22 protein-coding genes are annotated in these 21,898 nt (G+C 55.5%); 5 read left to right on the top strand and 17 right to left on the bottom strand.

What is annotated here, in order from left to right; genetic code table 11:
• Positions 1-197: 197 nt before the first annotated feature.
• The 13 genes from fliR to fliF all read right to left on the bottom strand — a co-directional run bounded on the left by fliR (position 198) and on the right by fliF (position 10,810).
• Positions 198-983, bottom strand: coding sequence for a flagellar biosynthetic protein FliR (gene fliR / locus KGP24_RS14580; RefSeq protein WP_008500314.1), 786 nt, complete (start codon positions 981-983; stop codon positions 198-200).
• A gap of 7 nt (positions 984-990) precedes the next feature.
• Entirely contained in the window at positions 991-1,260 is a 270-nt protein-coding gene (fliQ, locus tag KGP24_RS14575) for a flagellar biosynthesis protein FliQ (protein WP_058841433.1), read from the bottom strand.
• Positions 1,261-1,269: 9 nt separating this feature from the next.
• A complete protein-coding gene (gene fliP / locus KGP24_RS14570) occupies positions 1,270-2,007 on the bottom strand; it encodes a flagellar type III secretion system pore protein FliP (protein WP_047345993.1) in 738 nt (245 codons plus the stop codon).
• On the bottom strand, positions 2,007-2,381 hold the full coding sequence (fliO, locus tag KGP24_RS14565) for a flagellar biosynthetic protein FliO (protein WP_223560907.1): 375 nt from the start codon (positions 2,379-2,381) through the stop codon (positions 2,007-2,009). Before fliO ends, fliP begins: the two co-directional genes overlap by 1 nt.
• 1 nt (position 2,382) lies before the next feature.
• Positions 2,383-2,796 carry a flagellar motor switch protein FliN gene (fliN, locus tag KGP24_RS14560; RefSeq protein ID WP_223560906.1) on the bottom strand — a complete coding sequence of 138 codons (414 nt, stop codon included), beginning with the start codon at positions 2,794-2,796 and terminating at the stop codon, positions 2,383-2,385.
• On the bottom strand, positions 2,793-3,797 hold the full coding sequence (gene fliM / locus KGP24_RS14555) for a flagellar motor switch protein FliM (protein WP_008500320.1): 1,005 nt from the start codon (positions 3,795-3,797) through the stop codon (positions 2,793-2,795). The genes fliN and fliM overlap by 4 nt, the downstream gene beginning before the upstream one ends.
• A gap of 4 nt (positions 3,798-3,801) precedes the next feature.
• Positions 3,802-4,272 carry a flagellar basal body-associated protein FliL gene (gene fliL / locus KGP24_RS14550; protein ID WP_023312306.1) on the bottom strand — a complete coding sequence of 157 codons (471 nt, stop codon included), beginning with the start codon at positions 4,270-4,272 and terminating at the stop codon, positions 3,802-3,804.
• 106 nt (positions 4,273-4,378) lie between these two features.
• A complete protein-coding gene (gene fliK, locus KGP24_RS14545; RefSeq protein WP_223560905.1) occupies positions 4,379-5,608 on the bottom strand; it encodes a flagellar hook length control protein FliK in 1,230 nt (409 codons plus the stop codon).
• Positions 5,605-6,048 (bottom strand): flagellar export protein FliJ, encoded by a 444-nt coding sequence (gene fliJ, locus KGP24_RS14540; protein WP_023312304.1) that lies wholly within the window; start codon positions 6,046-6,048, stop codon positions 5,605-5,607. The genes fliK and fliJ overlap by 4 nt, the downstream gene beginning before the upstream one ends.
• A gap of 21 nt (positions 6,049-6,069) precedes the next feature.
• Positions 6,070-7,440 carry a flagellar protein export ATPase FliI gene (gene fliI / locus KGP24_RS14535; protein WP_223560904.1) on the bottom strand — a complete coding sequence of 457 codons (1,371 nt, stop codon included), beginning with the start codon at positions 7,438-7,440 and terminating at the stop codon, positions 6,070-6,072.
• Positions 7,440-8,147, bottom strand: coding sequence for a flagellar assembly protein FliH (fliH, locus tag KGP24_RS14530; RefSeq protein ID WP_223560903.1), 708 nt, complete (start codon positions 8,145-8,147; stop codon positions 7,440-7,442). Before fliH ends, fliI begins: the two co-directional genes overlap by 1 nt.
• The gene (fliG, locus tag KGP24_RS14525) at positions 8,140-9,138 is read right to left on the bottom strand and encodes a flagellar motor switch protein FliG (RefSeq protein WP_008500327.1); all 999 of its coding nucleotides are present in this window, start codon (positions 9,136-9,138) and stop codon (positions 8,140-8,142) included. Before fliG ends, fliH begins: the two co-directional genes overlap by 8 nt.
• On the bottom strand, positions 9,131-10,810 hold the full coding sequence (gene fliF, locus KGP24_RS14520) for a flagellar basal-body MS-ring/collar protein FliF (protein WP_223560902.1): 1,680 nt from the start codon (positions 10,808-10,810) through the stop codon (positions 9,131-9,133). Before fliF ends, fliG begins: the two co-directional genes overlap by 8 nt.
• Positions 10,811-11,038: 228 nt before the next feature.
• Between fliF and fliE the strand changes: the two genes are divergently transcribed.
• Positions 11,039-11,353, top strand: a complete 315-nt coding sequence (gene fliE, locus KGP24_RS14515) for a flagellar hook-basal body complex protein FliE (RefSeq protein ID WP_008500329.1) — start codon at positions 11,039-11,041, stop codon at positions 11,351-11,353.
• A 74-nt stretch (positions 11,354-11,427) separates the two neighbouring features.
• The gene (gene yedD / locus KGP24_RS14510) at positions 11,428-11,841 is read left to right on the top strand and encodes a lipoprotein YedD (protein WP_223563512.1); all 414 of its coding nucleotides are present in this window, start codon (positions 11,428-11,430) and stop codon (positions 11,839-11,841) included.
• A 102-nt stretch (positions 11,842-11,943) separates the two neighbouring features.
• Here the strand turns inward: yedD and amyA are convergent, their stop codons facing one another.
• Genes amyA through fliD form a run of 4 tightly spaced genes read right to left on the bottom strand, consistent with a single transcriptional unit; the run spans position 11,944 to position 15,735 of the window.
• Positions 11,944-13,431: an alpha-amylase gene (amyA, locus tag KGP24_RS14505; protein WP_223563511.1), complete on the bottom strand. Its 1,488-nt coding sequence runs from the start codon at positions 13,429-13,431 to the stop codon at positions 11,944-11,946.
• A gap of 52 nt (positions 13,432-13,483) precedes the next feature.
• The gene (gene fliT / locus KGP24_RS14500; protein WP_223560901.1) at positions 13,484-13,858 is read right to left on the bottom strand and encodes a flagella biosynthesis regulatory protein FliT; all 375 of its coding nucleotides are present in this window, start codon (positions 13,856-13,858) and stop codon (positions 13,484-13,486) included.
• A complete protein-coding gene (gene fliS / locus KGP24_RS14495; RefSeq protein WP_223560900.1) occupies positions 13,858-14,268 on the bottom strand; it encodes a flagellar export chaperone FliS in 411 nt (136 codons plus the stop codon). The genes fliT and fliS overlap by 1 nt, the downstream gene beginning before the upstream one ends.
• 15 nt (positions 14,269-14,283) lie before the next feature.
• The gene (gene fliD, locus KGP24_RS14490) at positions 14,284-15,735 is read right to left on the bottom strand and encodes a flagellar filament capping protein FliD (RefSeq protein WP_223560899.1); all 1,452 of its coding nucleotides are present in this window, start codon (positions 15,733-15,735) and stop codon (positions 14,284-14,286) included.
• 380 nt (positions 15,736-16,115) lie between these two features.
• Between fliD and KGP24_RS14485 the strand changes: the two genes are divergently transcribed.
• From KGP24_RS14485 to KGP24_RS14475, 3 genes are all read left to right on the top strand, one after another.
• Positions 16,116-16,952, top strand: a complete 837-nt coding sequence (locus KGP24_RS14485) for a flagellin (RefSeq protein ID WP_282454298.1) — start codon at positions 16,116-16,118, stop codon at positions 16,950-16,952.
• 164 nt (positions 16,953-17,116) lie between these two features.
• Positions 17,117-18,535 (top strand): hypothetical protein, encoded by a 1,419-nt coding sequence (locus KGP24_RS14480; RefSeq protein ID WP_223560898.1) that lies wholly within the window; start codon positions 17,117-17,119, stop codon positions 18,533-18,535.
• Positions 18,536-18,562: 27 nt separating this feature from the next.
• Positions 18,563-21,898: a methyltransferase domain-containing protein gene (locus KGP24_RS14475; RefSeq protein ID WP_223560897.1), complete on the top strand. Its 3,336-nt coding sequence runs from the start codon at positions 18,563-18,565 to the stop codon at positions 21,896-21,898.

Raw genomic sequence — 21,898 nt, 5'->3', positions numbered from 1 at the left:
GACAAAGACTTTCAGGCGGACTCACTATCCCGTAAAGTTACGTATAATTTGCCAGGAATCTTCTTAAAGTAAAGTAAATATTAAGTATTGTGAGGTGGTTAGAAACAATTAAACCGCGTCAGATATATCCTGGAAGATGTTTTACACGTTTTATTTTAGGAATATCCTCAGAAAGACAATAATAACAGTGAGGGCTATTATTTACGTGGCAGCTCGCTGACAATATCCGCTAACAGGTTGAATATCTCGCCGAATAAATGTTCACAGAAGGGAGCGATAAGTGGCATCAGTAATGACATCAATAAAATTCCAACCGTCAGCGTCAGCGGAAAACCGATGACAAACACTGAAAGCTGCGGCGCCATTCGGTTGAGTAGACCTAACGCCAGGTTGACGGTCAGCAGCAGGGTGATGATCGGCAGCGCCAGCATCAGCCCGTTGAGGAAAATCAGCCCCGCAGCGCGAGTAAGCGCGAGGAAAGCGTTGCTGTTCACCGGATTTTCGCCAATCGGTAGCGTATGGAACGTATCCACCAGCATGGAGATTAGCCACAGATGGCCGTTGAACGACAGGAACAGCAGCATGGCGAGCAGATCGATAATTCGCGCCAGCACGGGCATGTTGAGATGACTACCAGGATCAACAAACGTGGCGAACGAAAGCCCCATCTGCAGACCGATCAGTTCCCCTGCGGTACGCACCGCGGCAAAGGCGAGCTGCATGGTAAAGCCAACGGCGACGCCAATCATCACCTGCTGCAAGGCCACCCACACCGCATTTGCCGAGAAGATCGGAATATCCACGGGGGGCAGAGAGGGCGCAACGATAATGGAGATGATAATCCCCAGCCCCACTTTGACACGCTTGGGTATCGATTTCTCGCTGAGAATGGGGGCGGTGGATATCAGCGCCATGATGCGCAGCATCGGCCAGAAATAGACGCCGAGCCACTGAACCCACTGGTCGCTGGTGAAGTGCAGCATCGTCAGGTCAGCCGATGATGTACGGCAGATTGGTAAACAGGTTGCGCATATAGTCCAGCAACAGGTTCAGCATCCACGGCCCGGCTATGATAATCGCCACGAATACGGCGATGATTTTCGGGATGAAGGACAGCGTCATTTCGTTAATCTGCGTGGCGGCCTGCAGAATACTGATAATCAGACCGGTAACCAGCGCGACAAGCAGCAGCGGTGCGGCAACGGCAATCGCGATTTTCATCGCTTCCGTGCCCATCATCATGACCGATTCGGGTGTCATTGCCGTTCCTTAACTGTAGAAACTCTGCGCCAAAGAACTGACCAGCAGCTGCCAGCCGTCAACCAGTACAAAGAGCATGATCTTAAAGGGCAGGGCAATGGTCGCGGGCGGCACCATCATCATCCCGAGCGCCATCAGAACGCTGGCGATCACCAGGTCGATAATCAGGAACGGAATAAAGATGGTAAAGCCAATCTGGAACGCGGTTTTCAGCTCGCTGGTGACATAGGCAGGCAGAAGAATACGCATTGGCACTGCTTCCGGTCCCTGCAGCTCGCCGGTGTTGGAAAGGCGGGCAAAGAGGGCCAGATCGGCTTCGCGCGTCTGGCGCAGCATAAATTCCCGCAGCGGCTGTGCGCCCTTATCCAGCGCCTCCTGCATGGAGATTTTGTCTTCGCTGAACGGCTGATAGGCGTCGGTATAAATCTTATCGATCACCGGCGACATAATGAAAAAGGTCAAAAACAGCGCCAGCCCCAGCATAACCTGGTTTGGCGGTGCGGAAGGCGTTCCCAGCGCGTTTCGCAGCAGACCAAAAACGATGATGATGCGGGTGAAGCTGGTCATCATCAGCAGGATGGCCGGAATAAACGTCAGCGAGGTGATGAATACCAGCGTCTGAACCGGAAGCGACCAGCTTTGGCCACCGCCCGCGAGAGGGGTTGAAACCAGACCGGGCAGCTGCGCATAGACCGCGGGAGCAAACAGGCCAACGCCCGCAAGCGTCAGGGATAACAAACGGCGCATCAGGATCTCCCGGAACGCTTAAGCAAACTCTTCATCACGGACTGGAAATCCGCAGGGGTCTCTGCACGCTCGTCCACCGCAGCAGGGGCGGGCGGCAGCTTATGTAATACGCTGATGTTTGAAGCCGTTACTCCCAGGACCAGGCGCGCATCGTCCACCTCGACGATGACCACGCGTTCACGAGGTCCCAGCGTGGTGCTGGCGCTGACCTTCAGCCCGTGGGCGCCGGCGGTTTTCCCCGCCAGGCCAAAGCGCTTCACCAGCCAGGCGGCGATAAGAATAAAGGCAATAATACCGAACAATGCCCCGCTCACCTGGAGCAGAGGCGAGCCGGGAACGGCAGCAGGCTGTGATATTGTTGCCTGGGTTTTCATGTTAACGGCTCAGACGACGCATACGTTCAGACGGGGTAATGATGTCGGTGATACGCACGCCGTATTTATCGGCAACCACCACCACTTCACCCTGGGCAATCAGATAACCGTTGATCAGAATATCCAGCGGCTCGCCGGCCAGACCGTCAAGGGCCACCACGGAACCCTGCGTCAGGCGCAGCAGCTCTTTAATGGTCATACGGGTGCGTCCCAGCTCAACGGTCAGCTTAACCGGGATATCCATAATCAGGTCGATGTCCTGCAGCGTGCCGCTGACGTCGCCGCCACCAAGCTGCTGGAATACGGCATCGGCTGCACTTTTGGCCGGGGTCGCCTGTTGCTCGTTTAACGCTTCAGCCCACAGATCGTCCAGTGCTCCGCTGTTTTCATCGGACGGATTGTTCATGTCACTCATTTGGGCTGTTCCTCATTCAGCGAATTCAAAATCGGGTTGATCAAGTGCTCAACGCGTAACGCATACTGACCGTTAATCGTGCCGTACTGGCTTGTCAGCACGGGGACACCATCCACATGGGCAATAATGCGGTCGGGTTTTTCTATCGGCAAAACATCGCCGGGTTGTAATTTCAGGATCTGAGATAACCGCAGCGGGATATCGGCGAAGCTCGCCACCAGCTCAAGCTGCGAATGCTGGACCTGACGGACCAGGTTTTCACGCCAGTTCTGATCTTCGTTGCGGGAGTTCTCCAGCGGCGGGTTCACCAGCAGCTCGCGCAGCGGTTCGATCATGCTGAACGGCAGGCAGATGTTGAACTCGCCGGTCAGGTTACCGATCTCCACGTGGAACGGCGTGTTAACGACGATATCGTTCGGGGAGGTGGTGATATTGGTAAATTTCACCTGCATCTCAGAACGCACGTACTCCACTTCCAGCGGGTTAATCGCTTTCCACGCGTCGCTGTATGACTCCAGCGCCAGCTTCAGCATGCGGTTAATGACGCGCTGTTCGGTGTGGGTGAATTCACGACCTTCTACTTTGGTCGGGAAACGCCCGTCTCCGCCAAACAGGTTATCCACCGCAATGAACACCAGGCTTGGGGAAAACACCACCAGACCGGTGCCGCGCAGCGGCTTCAGATGAATCAGGTTAAGGTTGGTTGGCACCGGCAGGTTGCGGGCAAACTCATGATACGGCTGAATGCGGATCGCACCGACCGTAATATCCGGGCTACGACGCAGCAGGTTAAACAGCCCCATACGGAACTGACGTGCAAAACGTTCGTTAATGATCTCCAGCGCCTGCAGACGCTCACGTACCACGCGACGCTGGGTATTCGGGTCATAGGGACGAATATCGCTATCGCCGCCAATACCCGGTTGCGGATCATCACTTTTATCGCTGTCGCCATTGAGCAGCGCATCGATTTCTGCCTGAGAAAGAATACTGTCGCCCATGTCGTTACCGCAGAATGAATGCTGTATACAGAACGTCAGTGACTTCCTGCTTAGGTTGGCCGTTTACCAGCGGGGTCGCCAGCGTTTGTTTAATGGCGTCGACCAGCTTTTGCTTACCCACATCGGTTGCCAGCGCCGAAGCGTCCTGACGAGAGAACAGCAGCAGCAGACGGCTACGCACTTCTGGAAGGTAATCGTTCAGACGTGAACGGGTGGCTTCATCTTTCAGGCGCAGCGTAATGCCAACGTAAAGCACACGATCCGCATCACCCAGATTAACGGTGAAGGTATCCAGCGGGAAGAACACTGGAGCCGGCGGAGGTGGCGCTTCAGCTTTGGCCGCAGCGGTGGTAGGTTCCTGCTGCATACGCCAGTAACTATAGCCCGCTGTGGCGCAGGCGGCGAGCGTGATCAACACCAGCAGCGGGATCCAGATGGAACGCTTACTTTTTTTGGTGATAGCGGAGTCAGTCATCTGATACGAGCTTCCTGTTTCGGTACAGCTTAATAAGGTGATTATCCCGTGTCCTGCTGTCGTCAAAGCGTGGAAAAGACGGGGATAATCACGCTACCTCTGGCGTTTAGGCGAAGATGTCTACGGCACTGTTACCGCGCGCTGCGGACTGCAGGGCGGCAGGGGTTGGCAGTAACTCATCGCTCTCTTCATTAAAACCGCCGGAGTTGTCGGAACGCGAGGCCTGGTGCTGCTGGGATGAGGACTGCTGCTGCCCGGTGAAGCTCTCGCTGCTGACGCTGCTCTGGGCAAGCTGAATGCCGTTTTCCGCCAGTGAGGTCCGCAGCACCGGCAGCGCGGCTTCCAGTGCCGCACGAACATGGCTGTGCGCAGAGACCATCTGCAGCTGCGCCTGGTTATCATCCAGCTTAAGCGAAATTTGCACCTGACCCAGATCTTCCGGGTGCAGACGCAGCTCTGCCGTCTGCTGGCCCTGCTTAGTAAACAGGGTGATGTGCTGGCTCAGGGATTGCTGCCATTCGTGGGTCCCCAGAGGCTGGCTTAACACCGGCGCGGTGGCGACGGTGGCGGCCGTCTGACTGGTCGCATGGCTGGACATAATCGGTGCCAGGGTGGCGGTTGGGGATGATGAGGAGAACGAACTGGCAAGTTCCTGCTTCTCACCGGCCGGGGTCACGGCCGGTGTAGCAGACGCGTTGCCCGACAGGGCGGGTTCGTTGTTTTTCACCTGGCTCTGGTAAGGCGCAGAGAGCTGCGCTTTATCGTGGCTTCCCGCAGACGCGTTCAGGGACGGTTGGCCCACGCCGTTTTGCGAAAGCGTCGAGGAATTCAGCGTTGAGGTGGCGGTAACGCCGTCACTGCCTGCCTGGCGAGAGGCGGTAGTTTGCTGGTGCGGCAGCATCGCCATCAGCGCGCTTAATCCGGCCAGTTCTTCTTCGCTCAGCTCGCTTTTACCATCATCTTTGCTGTTCGCCGCATTGAGGGTCTTCAGTGCGTCGCCCTTAGACAGCGGCACCAGCCCGGAAACCAGCGCATCAAGCGACGTAACGGGCGACGTTTCATCGCCATTCAGCGCGGTCTGGCGCGAGAGCAGGTCGGCAATTTTGGCCTGCAGGGTGGTATCACCTTTGGCGTCCTGCGCTACTTTTGACAGTTTACTGCCGGCGGCTTTCAGGTCAGCCAGGGTCAGCGGCGCATCTTTGCCCTTGCCCGTTGCGTCCGACAGGGCGCCCGCCAGCAGAGAGAGAAAGTCCTGTGCACCGTCGGAGCCTTTCCCTGTTTGCGTGCCGCCTGACAGGTCGCTGTCTCTCATCAGCAGTTGTTGCAGTGTGATCATTCCGGTTTCCTCATTGATGCGCGCTGGGCAAACTCATCCATTTTCTTCTGATCCAGACGGTTTTCCGCCAGGGTCGTTGCCGCGATCTGTCGGTCCTGTAAGGTTTGCCAGGCCTGCAGTCGCTGCTTCTTCTCGCGCCAGAAATTCAGCGCGGTATCGACTTTCTGGGTCCACTGGTTAAGCTGCTGGCGATGCTGATCTATCGCCTTCTCCAGCGTCTGGATAAACTGCTGATAGTTAATCCAGCGCTGGCTTCCAATGCCCTGTGTCATATCGGTATTGAGGTTGGTGCGATATTCATGCTGATAGTCGATCAACATCTTCAACTGTTCTTCAGCCTGCTGGCACCCGCGTCGCATTGCGCCTAGCTGCAATGCGGCATCATCAACTTCTTTTTCAGCCAGATCTTTCAGCGTTGATAACGCGCTGTTTTGCGCCATGACCTTCGCCCTCCACCTGTGTTACACCTGCGGGAAAATCAGCTCCAGTGCCTGAATTGAATCTTCCCAGTCGGCGCGTTCAAAAATGCCTTGTTGCAAAAATGCCTCCAGCTGCGGCCACAGGCTAATCGCCTTGTCGAGCATCGGGTCGCTGCCTTTGGCATACGCCCCCACGCTGACCAGATCGCGGTTGCGCTGGAAGCTGGAAAGCAGTTGTTTGAAGCTACGCACGCGGGCGTAGTGCTTCTCGGTAATCAGCGCCGTCATTGCGCGGCTGATAGAGGCTTCGATATCAATGGCCGGGTAGTGCCCGGCTTCGGCCAGACGACGCGACAGCACAATATGACCGTCAAGGATCGCGCGCGCGGAGTCGGCAATCGGGTCCTGCTGGTCATCGCCTTCCGTCAGTACCGTATAGAATGCGGTGATGGAGCCGCCGCCGCTGATGCCGTTCCCCGCGCGTTCCACCAGCGCAGGGAGTTTGGCGAATACCGAAGGCGGATAACCTTTGGTCGCCGGTGGCTCACCGATGGCCAGCGCGATTTCACGCTGCGCCATCGCGTAGCGGGTCAGGGAGTCCATGATCAGCAGCACGTGCTTGCCGCGGTCCCGGAAATCTTCGGCAATACGGGTGGCATAAGCTGCACCCTGCATACGCAGCAGCGGCGACACATCCGCCGGCGCGGCAATGACCACCGAGCGGGCGCGGCCTTCCGCGCCCAGAATGTTTTCAATAAAGTCTTTTACTTCACGACCACGCTCGCCGATCAGACCCACGACGATCACGTCGGCCTGCGTGTAGCGCGCCATCATGCCGAGCAGGACGGATTTACCCACGCCTGACCCGGCGAACAGGCCCATACGTTGCCCACGTCCCACGGTGAGCAGGGCGTTAATCGGACGCACGCCGGTGTCCAGCACATGCTCGATAGGGGTTCGCTGCAGGGGGTTGAACGGTTGGGTGATCAGCGCGCCGGTTTCGGTGGTGTCCGGGGAGGGAAGCCCGTCGAGCGGTTTACCGCTGCCGTCAAGCACGCGGCCCAGCAGGGCAGGGCCAAGCGGCAGCTGTTTCCCGCTTTGCAGCCCGTCGCCAGAAATGTTTTTGGCATACACGCGCGCGCCGGGCAGAATGCCTTCCACCTCTTCAAGCGGCATCAGGAACAGACGCTGGCCGTTAAACCCGACCACTTCGCTTTCAACTTCACGCGTTTCCAGACCATCCTGACGCTCAATCACGCAGGTCGCGCCCAGCGGAAGCTGCAGGCCGGTGGCTTCGAGAACCAGACCGGTGGCGCGCGTCAGCCGTCCATACCGACGAACGGATGGCAGTTGCGCCATCCTGGTTTCAAAGTTGTCGAGCGTGGTGAGCCAGCGGGTGAGGCGTGCGGTCATCAGACGACTCCCGGTGCCGCCAGGCGGCACAGTTCCTGCCAGCGGGTGGCGACGCTGGCATCCAGATCGCCTTCATCGGCAGAGACTTTGCAGCCGCCGTGATGTAACGTCGGGTCGCCGCGCAGACGCCAGCCGTGCAGGTTAAGCGTAGCACCCAGACTTTCTTCAACGCGCTGAAGGTCGTCCGGATGGACGCGCAGCTGAGGCTTCCCGCTGAACAGCGGCTCCTGCTGAAGCAGACCCTGAATTTGTTTGATCAGCGCAGCGTTATCCACCACGGGCGTCTGGCCGATAACCTGACGCGCGGCTTCCAGCGCCATCTGCATCAGTCGCGAGGCAATCACGCTGTCCAGCGCGTCCAGGGTGTGCTGAAACTCGCTGACCAGCTGCTGCATGCGGGCATGGATCGGCGCCTGCTGCTGGCGCGCCTGATCGATACCGTGCTCTAACCCTTTCGTCAGACCTTCCTGATACCCCTGCTCGTGGCCTTTCTGCCGGCCTTCGTTCAGACCGGCATTATAGCCCTGCTCGTGCGCCTGCATTTGTAGCTGAGCCAGCCTCTGTGCCTGCTGCTCCTCTTCGGTCAGCTCGGGCTGCTCGACGTCCGGGTCAAGCTCTTCGGTTGCGATGACGGCCGGCGTGAACTCGGAGAGGGGAGGCGCCAGATCGTCCGGGGTCCAGCGCTTCCACGGCAGCTCATTAGACATAGGTGTCGTCTCCGCTGCCAATCACCATCTCGCCGGTTTCCGCCAGACGACGAACAATAAGCAGAATGGCTTTCTGTTCGTTTTCCACCTGAGACAGACGAACCGGGCCGCGGTTTGCAAGGTCGTCGCGCAGGATATCGGCCGCACGCTGGGACATGTTGCGCAGGAACTTCTCGCGCAGCGGCTGCTCGGCGCCCTTGAGGGCGATAAGCAGCGACTCGGAGTCCACTTCCTGGAGCAGGCGCTGGATGCTGCGGTCGTCCACTTCCACGAGGTTTTCGAACAGGAACATCTCGTCGATGATTTTCTGTGCCAGCTCGCCGTCGAACTCGCGAACCGCCGTAATGACGGCTTCTTCCTGCTGCGTTTTCATCAGGTTGATGATTTCCGCCGCCGTTCTCACGCCGCCCATTTTGCTGCGCTTGAGGTTCTGACCGTCGAGCAGGTTGTTCAGCACCTCGGTCAGCTCCGCCAGCGCGGCCGGCTGGACGCCGCCGAAGGTGGCGATACGCAGCATCACATCGTGGCGCAGGCGTTCTTCGAACAGCGCCAGAATATCGGCCGCCTGGCCACGTTTGAGGTGGACAAGGATGGTGGCGATAATCTGCGGGTGCTCGTCGCGAATAAGGTCGGCGGCACTCTGTGGCTCCATGAAGTTGAGCGTTTCGATACCGCTGGCGGTATCGCGCGTTTCCAGAATGTCTTCCAGCAGGCTGGCAGCACGCTCTTCGCCCAGCGCCTTGACCAGCACGGAACGCAGGTAGTCGTTGGCGTTGACGTTCAGCGCGGCAAACTGTTCGGCTTCCTGCTCAAATTCCGACAGCACTTCGGTCAGCTGCTTGTTGGAGATCTGACGCACGTTGGCCATAGCCGCACTGAGAATTTGCACTTCTCGCTGGGAGAGGTGCTTAAACACCTCTGCCGCGCGATCTTCGCCAATGGTCATCAGCAGGATGACGCTTTTATCGGTGCCCGTAAGCGTATTACTCATGTTCGTTACCCATCCACTGGCGGATGACCAGCGCCACGACGCGCGGATCGTTATCTGACATTTCGCGAATGCGCTGGCTCATGACCTCAGCGCCCATGCGCTGGTTAGCACGACGCTGCTGCATCTGTTCATCTTTGCTGAGGCGAACTTCAACAGCTTCTTCCGTTTCCTGACGCGTGTTCATCTGTTCGCGAGCCGCTTTTTCGGCTTCAGCACGACGCTGGAGCTGCGGACGAACGCCCTTACGCCACAGCAGCCACGCGACAATCAGCACCAGCAGCCAGCGTCCTGCGGACATCAGCTGGTCGATAAACGCCTGCTGTTGCCAGAACGGCAGTTCACCGCCGGTCTCTTCAACCGAGTTGAACGGTGAGTTCACCACGTTGAGGGTATCGCCGCGCTTCTCGGAGTAACCCATCGCTTCACGGGTCAGGTTTTCAATCTGCTTCATCTGCTCGGCGGTCAACGGCAGCGGTTTGCCGTCCGCCAGCGTTTTGTAGTTCACCACTACCGCAACGGAAAGACGCTGAATATCGCCCACGTTCAGCTTAGTGTGGCGAATCGTCCGATCCACTTCGTAGTTCGTGGTTTCGTTACGGCTGCTGGTACGCGGACCGGCGCTGTTGGCCGTTGAGGTGGTCTGCTGATTATTTTGCTGACCGTTCTGCTGATTGGCCGGCGGCGTTGAAATCGGTGCCGCGTTGGCCGGGGCAGGTTGGTTAGACAGCGCGCCCGGCACGCCGCCTGGGTATGCACCGCCGACCTGTTCGTTCGAATTGATCTGGCGTGAACGCATGACCGCCTGAGCCGCATCGCCGTTCGGGCTGTATTGTTCTTCAGTTTGTTCTTTATTCGCGAAGTCGATCTGCGCGGTGACCTGCGCGTGCACGTTGCTGTTACCCACGACCGGGCCGAGGATGGCTTCAATACGGCGCTGGAGACGGTTTTCGACATCGGCGGCATATTTCAGCTGCGCATCATTCAGATCGCGACCGGCGGAATTGGATTGCGTCAGCAGGTGACCGCTTTGGTCGACCAGCGTCACGTTACCCGGCGGCAGGCCGGCGACGGCGCTGGAGACGAGATGCGTCACCGCGCTGATTTGCCCTTCGTCGAGCGCGCGGCCAGGTTCGAGGTTTACGGTAACGGAAGCCGAAGGTGATTTCTGTTCACGGACAAATAAAGAAGGTTTAGGCATCGCCAGATGCACGCGGGCACTCTTCACCGGGCCTAATGTTTCAATGGTGCGGGCCAGTTCACCTTCCAGCGCACGCTGGTAGTTCACCTGCTCGCTGAACTGGCTGATACCGAATTTTTCCTGATCCAGCAGCTCAAAGCCAACCGCACCACCCTTCGGCAGCCCCTGCTGAGCCAGACGCAGACGCAGTTCGTGCACTTTATCTGCCGGTACCTCAAGCGCACCGCCATTATCGGCAAAGCGATAAGGGATGTTCATCTGGGTAAGCTGGGTGACGATGGCGCCGCCATCCTGATCGGAAAGATTGCTGTAGAGCGTCCGGTAATCAGGGCTTTTCGCCCACAGGACCATCGCTACAAGGATCGCAATTGCGGCAGCGCCTGCCACGATCAACGGGATTTTAGGATTCGCGCGAAGGCGGTTCATCCACTCGAGTGATTTATTCTGCGGCGCTGTCGATGCTGTTGCACTCATTGCGCACCTCTTAAATCCTGGTGGTTTACGTTATTCGTGTAGAGAAACAAAACTGACTCCCGGGTCGGCAAACACGACAAAAGTTCCATATTGATGGCCCTGCCATTATTTGATGATTCGTGATTTTCTATGCGTCAAATAACCTGGTTTTTTCATGCTATTTACCGCCATTATCTTATTGACAAGCTGTTAGTCTTGACCGCGTAAAAAACCATCCAGGGGAGAGTCATGGCTATACAGGGCATTGAAGGGGTAATCAGTCAGCTGCAGGCAACGGCGATGACGGCCCGTAATCAGAATGTGGCAGATCAGCAGCCGAGCATCAGCTTCGCGGGGCAACTGCATGCCGCTCTTGACCGTATCAGTGATACCCAGACCGCAGCGCGCACTCAGGCCGAAAAGTTCACCCTCGGTGAGCCGGGCGTGGCGCTGAATGATGTGATGACCGATTTGCAAAAAGCCTCGGTTTCCCTGCAGATGGGGATCCAGGTGCGTAACAAGCTGGTGTCGGCGTATCAAGAGGTGATGGGGATGCAGGTTTAAGACCTGGCGATCTTCGCTGGCAGCCGCAGCGCTTTAATGCCACAATATTTTTTTCTTCGAATGCAGGAAAGATGATGAAAAAAATAGCAATTGCTGGCGCGCTGCTGGCACTGACCGGGTGCGTTCAGGTCGATAACTACAACGACGTGATTAAGCATCCTGTCCCGGCGCATCTGGCGGGATACTGGCAGTCGAAAGGGCCGCAGAGCAAAATGGTCAGCCCGAAGGCGATTGCCACGCTGGTGGTGACGGAGGAGGGCGACACGCTGGACTGCCGTCAGTGGCTGCGCGTGATTGCCGTGCCGGGGAAAATCATGCTGCGTTCAGACAGTTATTACAACGTGACGCGTAAGCTCGATATCTATCCGCTGGAGCGCGATGGCTCGACGCTGGAGTATGACGGGCTGGAGCTGCAGAAGGTTGACCGCCCAACGGTTGAGTGTGCGGATTACCTGAGTAAGAATCCGCTGGAGAGTAAGCTACCCTGAGGGTAAACGCAAAACGGCAACCTCGTTGCCGTTTTTGGTGTTTGCACCCTCTCCCAGTGGGAGAGGGCTGGGGTGAGGGCATCAGGCCGCACTCTTCAAATACTACAACGCATCCTCTATTACCCAAACGCTCACGCTCCCCCCATTACAGGTAAACGTCCCTTCGCCATCCGCCGCCGTGGTGATGGTTTCTTCGCGATTGCCGAGAAAATCCCGCCACGTTTTGTTGCCGTAGTTTTCCCCAAGACAAATCACTTTTTCCCCGTCGTCCCCGTTCGACAGCACCACCACGCAGCCGGGATCGTCATCCGTGCCGCTGCGGCTAAAGGCGATGCAGTTAGGATGGTCGAAAAAGAGCGTCTGCACACCGTGGGCAAAACGCTGGCGCGCGAGGATCAGCTCGTGAAGCTGCTCAATGACCGGCATATCAATATGGTATGTTTCACCGTCTCCTCCCGTGTCGTCATAGCTGGCGCCGAAGAGATCCGGGTAAAAGACGCTCGGTACGCCATTTTCCCGCAGCAGGATCAGCGCGTAGGCCAGCGGTTTGAACCAGGGCTCGACCGGCGCTTCGAGCGCCTGCAGAGGTTGGGTGTCATGATTCGCGACGAGGGTGACCGCATGAAACGGATCGGCTTCCACCAGGGTACCGGTGAAGATTTGGCTCATGTCGTAATCCCGGCCCTGACGCGACGCCTCGTGGAATTTCATCTGCAGGGGGGCATCAAACAGCATCGTTTTGCCTTCGACCTGGTCAATATAGGCCTGAAGTTTATCCACCTCGTGAGACCAGTACTCCGCCACGATAAACAGCGGCTGGTCGGCGACCTCCTGGACGAGCTCAATCCACTCTTTGTAAAACCAGGCGGGAATATGCTTGACGGCGTCCAGACGAAAACCGTCGCAGCCCGTTTGGTCCATGACCCAGCGGGCCCAGTATTTGATCTCCTCGGTCACGGCGTGATTGCGAAAGTCGATATTTTCGCCCATCAGGTAATCGAAGTTGCCCATCTCATCATCAACCTGATCGTTCCAGCCTTCGCCGGTGTAGTCGTTGACGATTTTAAAGATGCCGTCTTCATCGGGGTTTTCAATATGGTCGACGCCGCTGAAGCATTTGTAATCCCAGACGAACTGCGAATACTGCCCGGCCCGGGCGGGGAAGGTATAGCGAGTCCAGGCTTCGCACTCAATGACCTCGTCATCGATTTGCGTGCGGTCCTGTTCGTTCACGCGCTGAACGCGCACGGCCTCCTTCTCATCGGCGCCCATTTTGTGGTTGACCACCACGTCCAGCAGCACGGCAATGTCGTTGCTTTTGAGGGCATCAATGGCCTCCAGCAGCTGCGCTTTGTCGCCGTATTTCGTGGCGATACTGCCTTTCTGGTCAAACTCGCCAAGATCGAACAGATCATAAGTGTCATAGCCGACAGAATACCCGCCGGACGCCCCTTTACAGGCGGGCGGCAGCCAGATCATGTTGATGCCGATTTCGTTAAGATTGGGAGCTAACGCCGTGACCTCTCGCCACAATTCACCGCCAGCAGGGTAATACCAGTGAAAACATTGTAACAGGGTGGGGTTTTTCATCATCCTTGCTCCAGAAGCCAGTTGGCAGACTTCTGGAGTATGGATGAAGAAATCATAGTTGTGTGTCGCGGGTAATACTTTCTGGATAAAGAATATTCCCTGACAGCTTTCCATAAGTAGACGTGATGGATTGCTGTTTACCGGTTTGGTCGATCAGGCTGCGCAGTTCTTCCATGCGCGCGGCAAGCAGCGTTTTTAGCTCGGTCTCATTTTGCAGAGCCTTTTCGAGTAAAAAGCGTGCTTGCTCAATCTGCGCGGGATGAGCCTCTGAAATCGGGTTTTTGGAAATGTTCTCTACCAGCTGGACATAGGTAATCTCAAGCGTAATCAGCTCGTCCCAGAGACCGGAACGAGCATGTTTTAGCATGGTGAGGCTGAGGTTATAGAGGGCCTGCCAGTTATCGAGTGCGGTCGCTGGATTATTCATCAAAAGATTTCCTGAGAAGAAGAACCATTGGGACCAATGTGTTTCCACGCGTCCGCAATGTTATTGAGCAGCGCTTCCACTTCGACAATCGCCTCCACGTCATTACGCAGATTCGCATGCAACAAGCGTCTGACCATGTAGTCGTACAGCGCGGCAAGATTGCCCGGCAGTTCACTGTCGATTTCCATATTCAGACCGGCTTTTAAACCATTATCGATGATATTAATTGCCTTCGATAAGGCTTCACCCTTCTCGGTGATTTTACCTTCGTCCAGGAAAAGACGCGCGCGGACAAGGGCACTAAGTGCCCCGTCGAACAGCATAACGACAAGTTGATGCGGACTGGCACTTAGCACCGCGCTTTCCAGCCCGACCTGCTGATAAGCTCGGGCGCCATTTTGTGCATACATATACGTTCCTTACGACTAAGAACTGAATTGCTGTTTCAGGTAGGTGGCCGTGTTGTTCAGTTTACTCATCATGGTATCAAGACTGTTGAACTGGGATTTATAACGGGCCATCGTGGCTTCGATGCTCGCTTCCATTGCGTCGTAGCGCTTATCTAACGTTTTCAACGTGGAGTTGATGCCGTCAGTGGCGCTTTTGATAATCCCTTCTTTACCGGTGGTCGTACTGAGCATGGTGGTCAGCGTTGCGCCCATCTGCGTGGCCAGACCGGTTGTTTTACCATCACCTACAAAGTAGGCCTGGACGGCTTCCGGGCTGTCGGTCAACGCTTTCGTCAGCTTGGCATCGTCGATTTTCAGGTTACCCATTGAGCCGTCGGCACCTACGGTTGGATCCTGCGTGATACCGAGCTGAGCCATGATCGAGTAAGAGCCAGACTGAACGACGGTTAACATATCGCGCAGCTGCGACTGAACGGAACGCACAGTGTTATCACCCAGCAGCGCACCGTTGCTGCCAGACTGATCGGCCCCGGCTTCCACCTTCACATATTTAGTGATACTGGCAATGGTCGACTGAAGGGAGTTATAGGCGGTGACCCAGTCCGTAACGGCTTTTTTAGTGGCATCGGTTGAACGGGTAACGTCCAAATTCTCGCTCTTGGTGCTTTCTGACTTCAGCGTCAGCGTAACGCCCGGCAGCGCATCATTAATCGTGTTTGTAGAACGTTCAATGTCGATATCGTTGATGGTTACCACGGCATTTTTTGATGCGGTTTGCTGATTCATCGCGCCGGTATTCGTCGAGGAATCGTAGCTAATAATGCCTTTTAACGTGTCGTCACCGGTCACCGTTACCGTCATGTCGTTTGCCGTGCCGGTAGTTTTGGAGGACAGCATTAAGGTGTACTGGTTGTCCTTCGACTTCACTACCGTTGCCGTGACGTTGCCGTTAGCCTTGTTAATCGCGTTAGCAATCCCGTTCAGGCTGGTGTCACCGTCGGCAAGATCGACACTCAGCGGCTTGGTGGTGCCTGGCTGAGTAATAGTAATGTTGCGCGTTGTGCCGGTGGTCGCCCCCAGCTGCGCGGTGGCGCTGGTCTGAACGGCAGAGGTTAATACCTGGGCTTTCGCCAGTGATTTAACCTGTACGCTATAGGAACCTACCGCTGCACCGGCCGTGGTCGTGGCGCTGAAGGTGGTGTTGGTCGAGCCAATAGAGGCCGCGTTCCAGGTATCCGTTTTCCCCAGGGCCGCAGTGGCGGTATTCAGCGACGTCATGGCGCTTTGCAGCTTGCTGAACGCGCTCAGCTGGGCATTATAAGAGGTCTGCTGTTTGGTAATGGTGTTTAGCTTGGTTTTTTCAGCCGTTTCGAGGTTGTTATACAGTGTTGCCAGATCCAGACCTGAACCGACGCCCAGACTCGTAATAGTCGCGCCTGAAGAGAGAGTGATTGAGCTACTCGCCATTTTTTTATTTCCTTTAGCCAATGGTAGTTTCAGGTAGTTATCGGCGACTTATGCGGATAGTTTACGTTTCAGGTAAAAAAATTATCGACTGAATAGCGCTCAACCTTACGGTCATATAGCACTATTGGCGCGTGAGAGGCATATATAAAAGAAAAACGAGTGAAGAATAAAATGCGAAAACATTTCCTCAAAAACTGGTTTTTTGATGCCGACCTGAGTACACGTTAATAACTATAAATTTATTAAAATCATGCGGTTAATATTTTTTTGACGAAAATTCTAAAGTCTTATTCAGACCCGTCGATAACTTTCATGACGGTGAGAGACGCCGCGAGTGTTAAGGCACCGACCCTAGAAACCATTTTTGAAGGAATTAAATTATGGCAGTTATCAATACTAACCTGTTGTCCCTGACCACTCAGAACAACCTGAACAAATCTCAGTCTTCTCTGGGCACTGCTATCGAGCGTCTGTCCTCTGGTCTGCGTATCAACAGCGCGAAAGATGACGCTGCTGGCCAGGCGATTGCTAACCGCATGACCTCCCAGGTTAAAGGTATGACCCAGGCGGCACGTAACGCTAACGACGGTATCTCCCTGGTTCAGACTGCTGAAGGTAACCTGAACGAAATCAACACCAACTTACAGCGTATTCGTGAGCTGTCTGTTCAGGCTGCTACCGACACCAACGGCTCTTCTGACCTGACTTCAGTAAACACTGAAATCAAACAGCGTCTGGCTGAAATCGACCGTATCGCGGGCTCAGCTAACTTCAACGGTAAGAAACTGCTGGACGGTTCCGTATCTACCGCGCTGAAAATTCAGGTTGGTGCAGGTACTTCTGCAAACGACACCATCTCCATCGACAGCAACGCGCTGATCAACGCGACCTCTGGTACTCTGAGCGCTGGCCTGAGCACTGCAATCTCCGATAACGCCTCTGCACAGGCTGTTATCTCTGCTGCTGATGCTGCAATCGCGAAAATTGATACCGCGCGTTCTAACATGGGTGCGATTCAGAACCGTTTCGAATCTACCATCAACAACCTGAACAACTCTATCAACAACCTGTCTGCTGCTCAGTCCCGTATCCAGGACGCTGACTACGCTACCGAAGTTTCCAACATGTCTCGCGCGCAGATCCTGCAGCAGGCTGGTACTTCTGTACTGTCTCAGGCAAACCAGGTTCCACAGGCTATGCTGTCCCTGCTGCGTTAATCGCCGCGCCTGTTTCAAAAAAGGTTGCTGGAAACAGCAACCTTTTTTTTTGCCCGCCAGACAATCTCCGAAATAAGCCCTTATTTCCGGGGGTGTTCCTTCCATTATCCCGGATATTCCCTTGTACGATGGGTGAGAATCGCAATCTGACTAAGAGTATCGGGATGAACAAGTTCGAGCGTACACGATCGCTGCATCAGTTTTACCGTGACGAATTTTCGCGGCTAATTTTTTTGCCAGAAACGGATGCATTGCCTGCGCATATTGTGACCGAAATCCTGCACTATAAAAATTCTGATATTTCCACGCTCGAACCCCAGATCATGGATGCAACGACCGATCTGGATGCGCATAAAGAACTCGCCGTTAAGCGCATGCTGTGCGCGATTGCTGCCGCAAACGCCGCGTTTGATTTTAAAAATCAAGGTAAGCCAACGCCATTTTCGAAAGAGCTGAGCGAAACCATTACCGGCTGGATCGTCGAGGCAATCCAGCACGACGACAGTATTAATCTTCTGGTGGCGGGTATTCAGGTCTTCTTTCGTATCAACGAAATCGAAGCCGCGCTATTCCTGATTTCAAATTACTACGCGGTGGTCAACCCATCCCCGGCCGTGATGAAAATATTGCTGCTAGTGTGTCTGATGGAAGATGACTTTAATCAGATACAGACCCTTATTCAGCAGCTGACAGCCAATCCTGAACATATTGGTGAAGATACTTTCACTATGATGATGATCGTCATGGGAATTCATAAGCTGGGTGGCTGCCCTGAATCGTTCATCGATTTTTCCGCATTGAAAATGGCTGATTACGAGCCTGATTTTTCGCACTACGAGTGGCTTCTTCCTGCCGAAGAAAATGGAAAAACCACGGTTCTTGTCGCCTGTGACAAGCGCTATTATTTCGATCACGCCCTGACGCTGTTAGGATCGATCTACCACACCAACGGCAGCCAGCTTAACGTCCACCTGCATCTTTATAACCCTGATGATGAGACAGCGGCGCACGTTCATGCGCTGCACCAGCGTTTTCCGGGCATGGTGATTTCCGCGACGGCCGAAAAGATTGCACCCGTTTTTGGTATCAACGTCTGGTACGCCTCAAGGCGTTTTGTTTTCCTCAGCTATGCGCTGAGCGTATTCACCGCGCCGATTATGGTACTTGATGCGGATTGTCTGGTTCGTAAGAACTGGGCCGATATGAAGCAACATTTCCCGCAGAGTGAGATTGTCCTCTCGTACAGCAACGGCGCACCGCCGTGGGAGCAGGTTCCCGCAGGCTTTGTCTACACGTCCCCGGGCGCGCTTTCACGTAAATATCTTTCGCTTGTTGCGACCTTCATTGACTGGAATTTACGCCGCGGCAACGCGGAATGGTTCCTCGACCAGGTCGCACTGTCGGTCTCTCTGGATGCGCTGCCTGCGGTTGAGCAGATGGCGGTTCATCGCGAACCGCTGGAAAAACTGATCGACATTCGCTACACCGACGACACGTTCAGCTGGACAGTGACCACGCAAAAATCAGGTGGCGAAGCGTATCAGAACTATAAAGCCGCTATGCAACAAACCTATTTTTGTTAACCCCTGAACTCACGGAACTCTCCCTGAATGTTGTATCCAGATAATCGATTTACGCTATCGGGTTTACAGGCTGCAGCTGCCCTGTATCAGTTCCATGCCGGGGCGCCCGCGAGTGCGCGCGTCCTTGATTTAGGCTGTGGGCATGGTGATGCGTTATTATCCACCGCTCTGGCATGGCCAGGCTGTGTCGGGATTGGTATCGAACTCAGCGAAAACGCTATTGCCGAGGGGCAACGACAGGCGCAGCGTCTGGGTATCACCCAGATCGAACTGGTTGCGGCAGGGCTTAACGACGTGCTGAACGTGTCACCGGGAGAGTTCGATTACATTCTGATTCGCGGGAGCTTTATTCCTGCTGGCATGGCAGAGCGAGACGCGTTGCTGAAGTGGTGTCGTCGGCACCTTTCAGCACAGGGGATCATTGCCTTCCATCAGGTCTTTACCCCCCCAGAATCTGCGGCAGAATATGTTCAGGATGCGTTGGCTTTCCATGCGCGTCTGGCGGATCGGCCTGAAGAGAAGGTTGCGTTCGCTCGGGGCATGCTCAGCTATCTGGCATTGACCCAGCCGGAAGGCGAAATCAAACAACATGTGCTCACGATGGAACGCGCTGAAGACGCCGTCCTTCTCGACGCTATGGCACGCGCCACGCTGACCTACGCTCAGTTCAATCAATTTAACGAGAGTCTCACCTCATACGGGTTGCGCTACGTGGGGGACGCAGTTCCTCAGTACGAAAGCGGGGAGAGCGTTAGCGAGCACATTCATCAGCTGCATACGCTGGTGTCATCGGGGCAGGCGTCGACAGCCGCTCAGCAATACCTTGATTTTGCCGTCAACCGTCGCGAACGCGTCAGCCTCCTTTCCCGTGATGATGTCGCTAACGCGGCGGCGCTAGATTTTACCCGGTTAAACACGCTGCACTGGGCTGGGGATTTCAGGCGCTGCCGTAACGATCGCGGCGAGGTCGTCAATGCTCACACCAATGCGGAAGGGAAGTTTTTCTCGACGCAAAATAACACGACGCTGCACATTCTCGATCTCCTTGGCGGCGCATGGCCGCTGAGCCTGTCGTTTGATCAGCTGGTGTTCAACGCTCGCCTTCCCGAAAAAGAGGAAAATGTCGCCCAGCAGGTGCTTGAGTCTCTGAAAGATCTGTTTCTCAACCAAATTCCGGGGCTGCACTGGGCGGGTTCACCTGGGCCGTACAATGTTCAGCCTGAGGGTGAACTCACGTTAATTGCACCCCTTCCGGCGGGGCAAGGCGCAGACGTCACGCTTAATCTCTGGGGGGAGCGTGTGACCCTCAGTGATGACGAGCGAGAGTTCGCGGTTGCGGGCATGGATGTGAATCAGGCCAGATGCAGCGAGCGTTTTTCTGCACTGAAAGCGAAAGGGCTGTTGAAGGGTGCCCCTCAAGCGTGGCGCAAAGCACAGCAGCGTTTTCTGCGTCTGGGGGATGTCGACTACCTCAAACGCAGCATTGAGACGCTATTACTGCTTAACGTCGGGTCGCAACAGGGCGGTTTACTGGCGGACGGGCAGATAATGGTAGAGGAGAGGGCTGAACAGGATCCTGCCATCGATCTCATCTACCAAAACGTAAACGCCCTGATTGCCGCTGGTCTGGCGAAAGACGCGCGCGATTACATAACGGGACAGATTGAGAACGATCCCCATAATCTGCACATGCTTCGCTGCGCTTCCCGCGCCAGCCTGCTGATGGGCGACTGGGATGAGGCGCTATCGTCACTCTGTCAGCTCATGAGCCGCTACTCTGCCGGACAGGATATCTGGTTTGATCTGGCAACCGTGTTGCAGAAAAAAGGCGAGCTGCATTATGCCGCCCGGATCCTGCAGGCGCTGCTGCGGCTAAATAAACATAATGCGTCATTCTGGAATACGCTGGCGGTGGTTTATCACACGCGTCGCAATATGGCCATGGCTGAACGCTGCGCAAGGGAGTCTTTGCGCTATAACGCCACGAATCCGCTTCATCTTGCGATGATGGGCATTATTCTCAGTGATAATCAGAAACTGACGGAAGCACGCTATTTCCTCGAGAAATCGCTCGAGTTTGCGCCGGGTGATTTTGACTGCTTCACCAGCCTGCTGTTTGTTCTTACCCACGACTTTTCTATCTCCCCGGACGTGCTCTTCGAACGCCATCTTGCCTATGGCGAACTGGTGGCCGCGTGGGCGAAAAAATTCGACCTGTCGCTGACGTGGCAGGGTAGCAAGGATCCCGAGCGGCCGCTGCGCGTAGGCTTTGTCTCCGGAGATTTCCGTAACCATCCCGTAAGCCGCTTCCTGCGCCCGTTCTGGGACGGCATGGATCGGAAGCAGTTTTCCCTCTACGGATATAGCACGCTGGACAAAGATGATGCCGTTACGGAGCACTTCCGTAGCACCTCCACGAAGTGGTTATCCGTTACCCATCTCAATAACGTTGAGCTGGCAAAACAGATCCACAGCGACGGTATCGATATTCTTTTTGACCTCTCAGGCCACACCACCGGGACGCGTTTACCCGCGTTTGCCTTTAAGCCTGCGCCGGTGCAAATCACCTGGCTCGGCTATCCGGGCACGACCGGGATGCGGCAGATGGATTACCGCATTATCAGTACCGGGTTTGTCAGGAATGCAGCGATAGACGCTCAGTTCACTGAAAAGCTGATCGCGATTCCACTCGATAACTTCTTCGAGCCGGATGCCTGCAGCCCTGACGTCAATGCCTTGCCAGCCCTGACGAACGGCTGGTTTACCTACGGTAGCTTCAACCGCCCTAAGAAATTGAATGACCAGGTCTTTGCGCTGTGGGCGCGCATTCTGCTGCATAACGCCACGTCACGTTTGCTGATTGGCTTTATGGATGACGATGCGATGATCGCCCGCTACCGCAAAAAGCTAAATGCGCTGGGCGTATCGGATGAGCAGCTTATCTTCCGTAAAACGACGGGGCTGGAGTCCTATCTTCATATGCATCATGAGGTAGACATATTGCTTGATTCCTTCCCGTACAACGGGGGAACCACCACCAGCCATGGCATATGGATGGGTGTCCCGACGCTTACCCTGGCAGGGGCAACCTATCCCGCGCGGCAGGGGCTGGAGATCATGCATATCTACGGGCTGGATGAATTTGTGGCGGAAAGTCAGCAGGACTATTTCGACAAAGCCGTTAGCTGGCAAACCCGCCTGGAAACCCTCAACGCCCTGCGCCAGAAGATGCGGAGCACAATCCCACCGCAGGGCCAGAGCAACGTGGCGATTCCTTTCCAGCAGGCCCTTCGTGAGGCCTGGCGAAAATGGTGTTCTGATGAGGCACCTCGCAGTTTCCGGGTATCAGGTACTGAGGATTAA

The sequence above is a fragment of the Enterobacter sp. JBIWA008 genome, assembly GCF_019968765.1.
Lineage (GTDB): Bacteria > Pseudomonadota > Gammaproteobacteria > Enterobacterales > Enterobacteriaceae > Enterobacter.
This window is presented reverse-complemented; position numbering and strand designations above follow the sequence as displayed.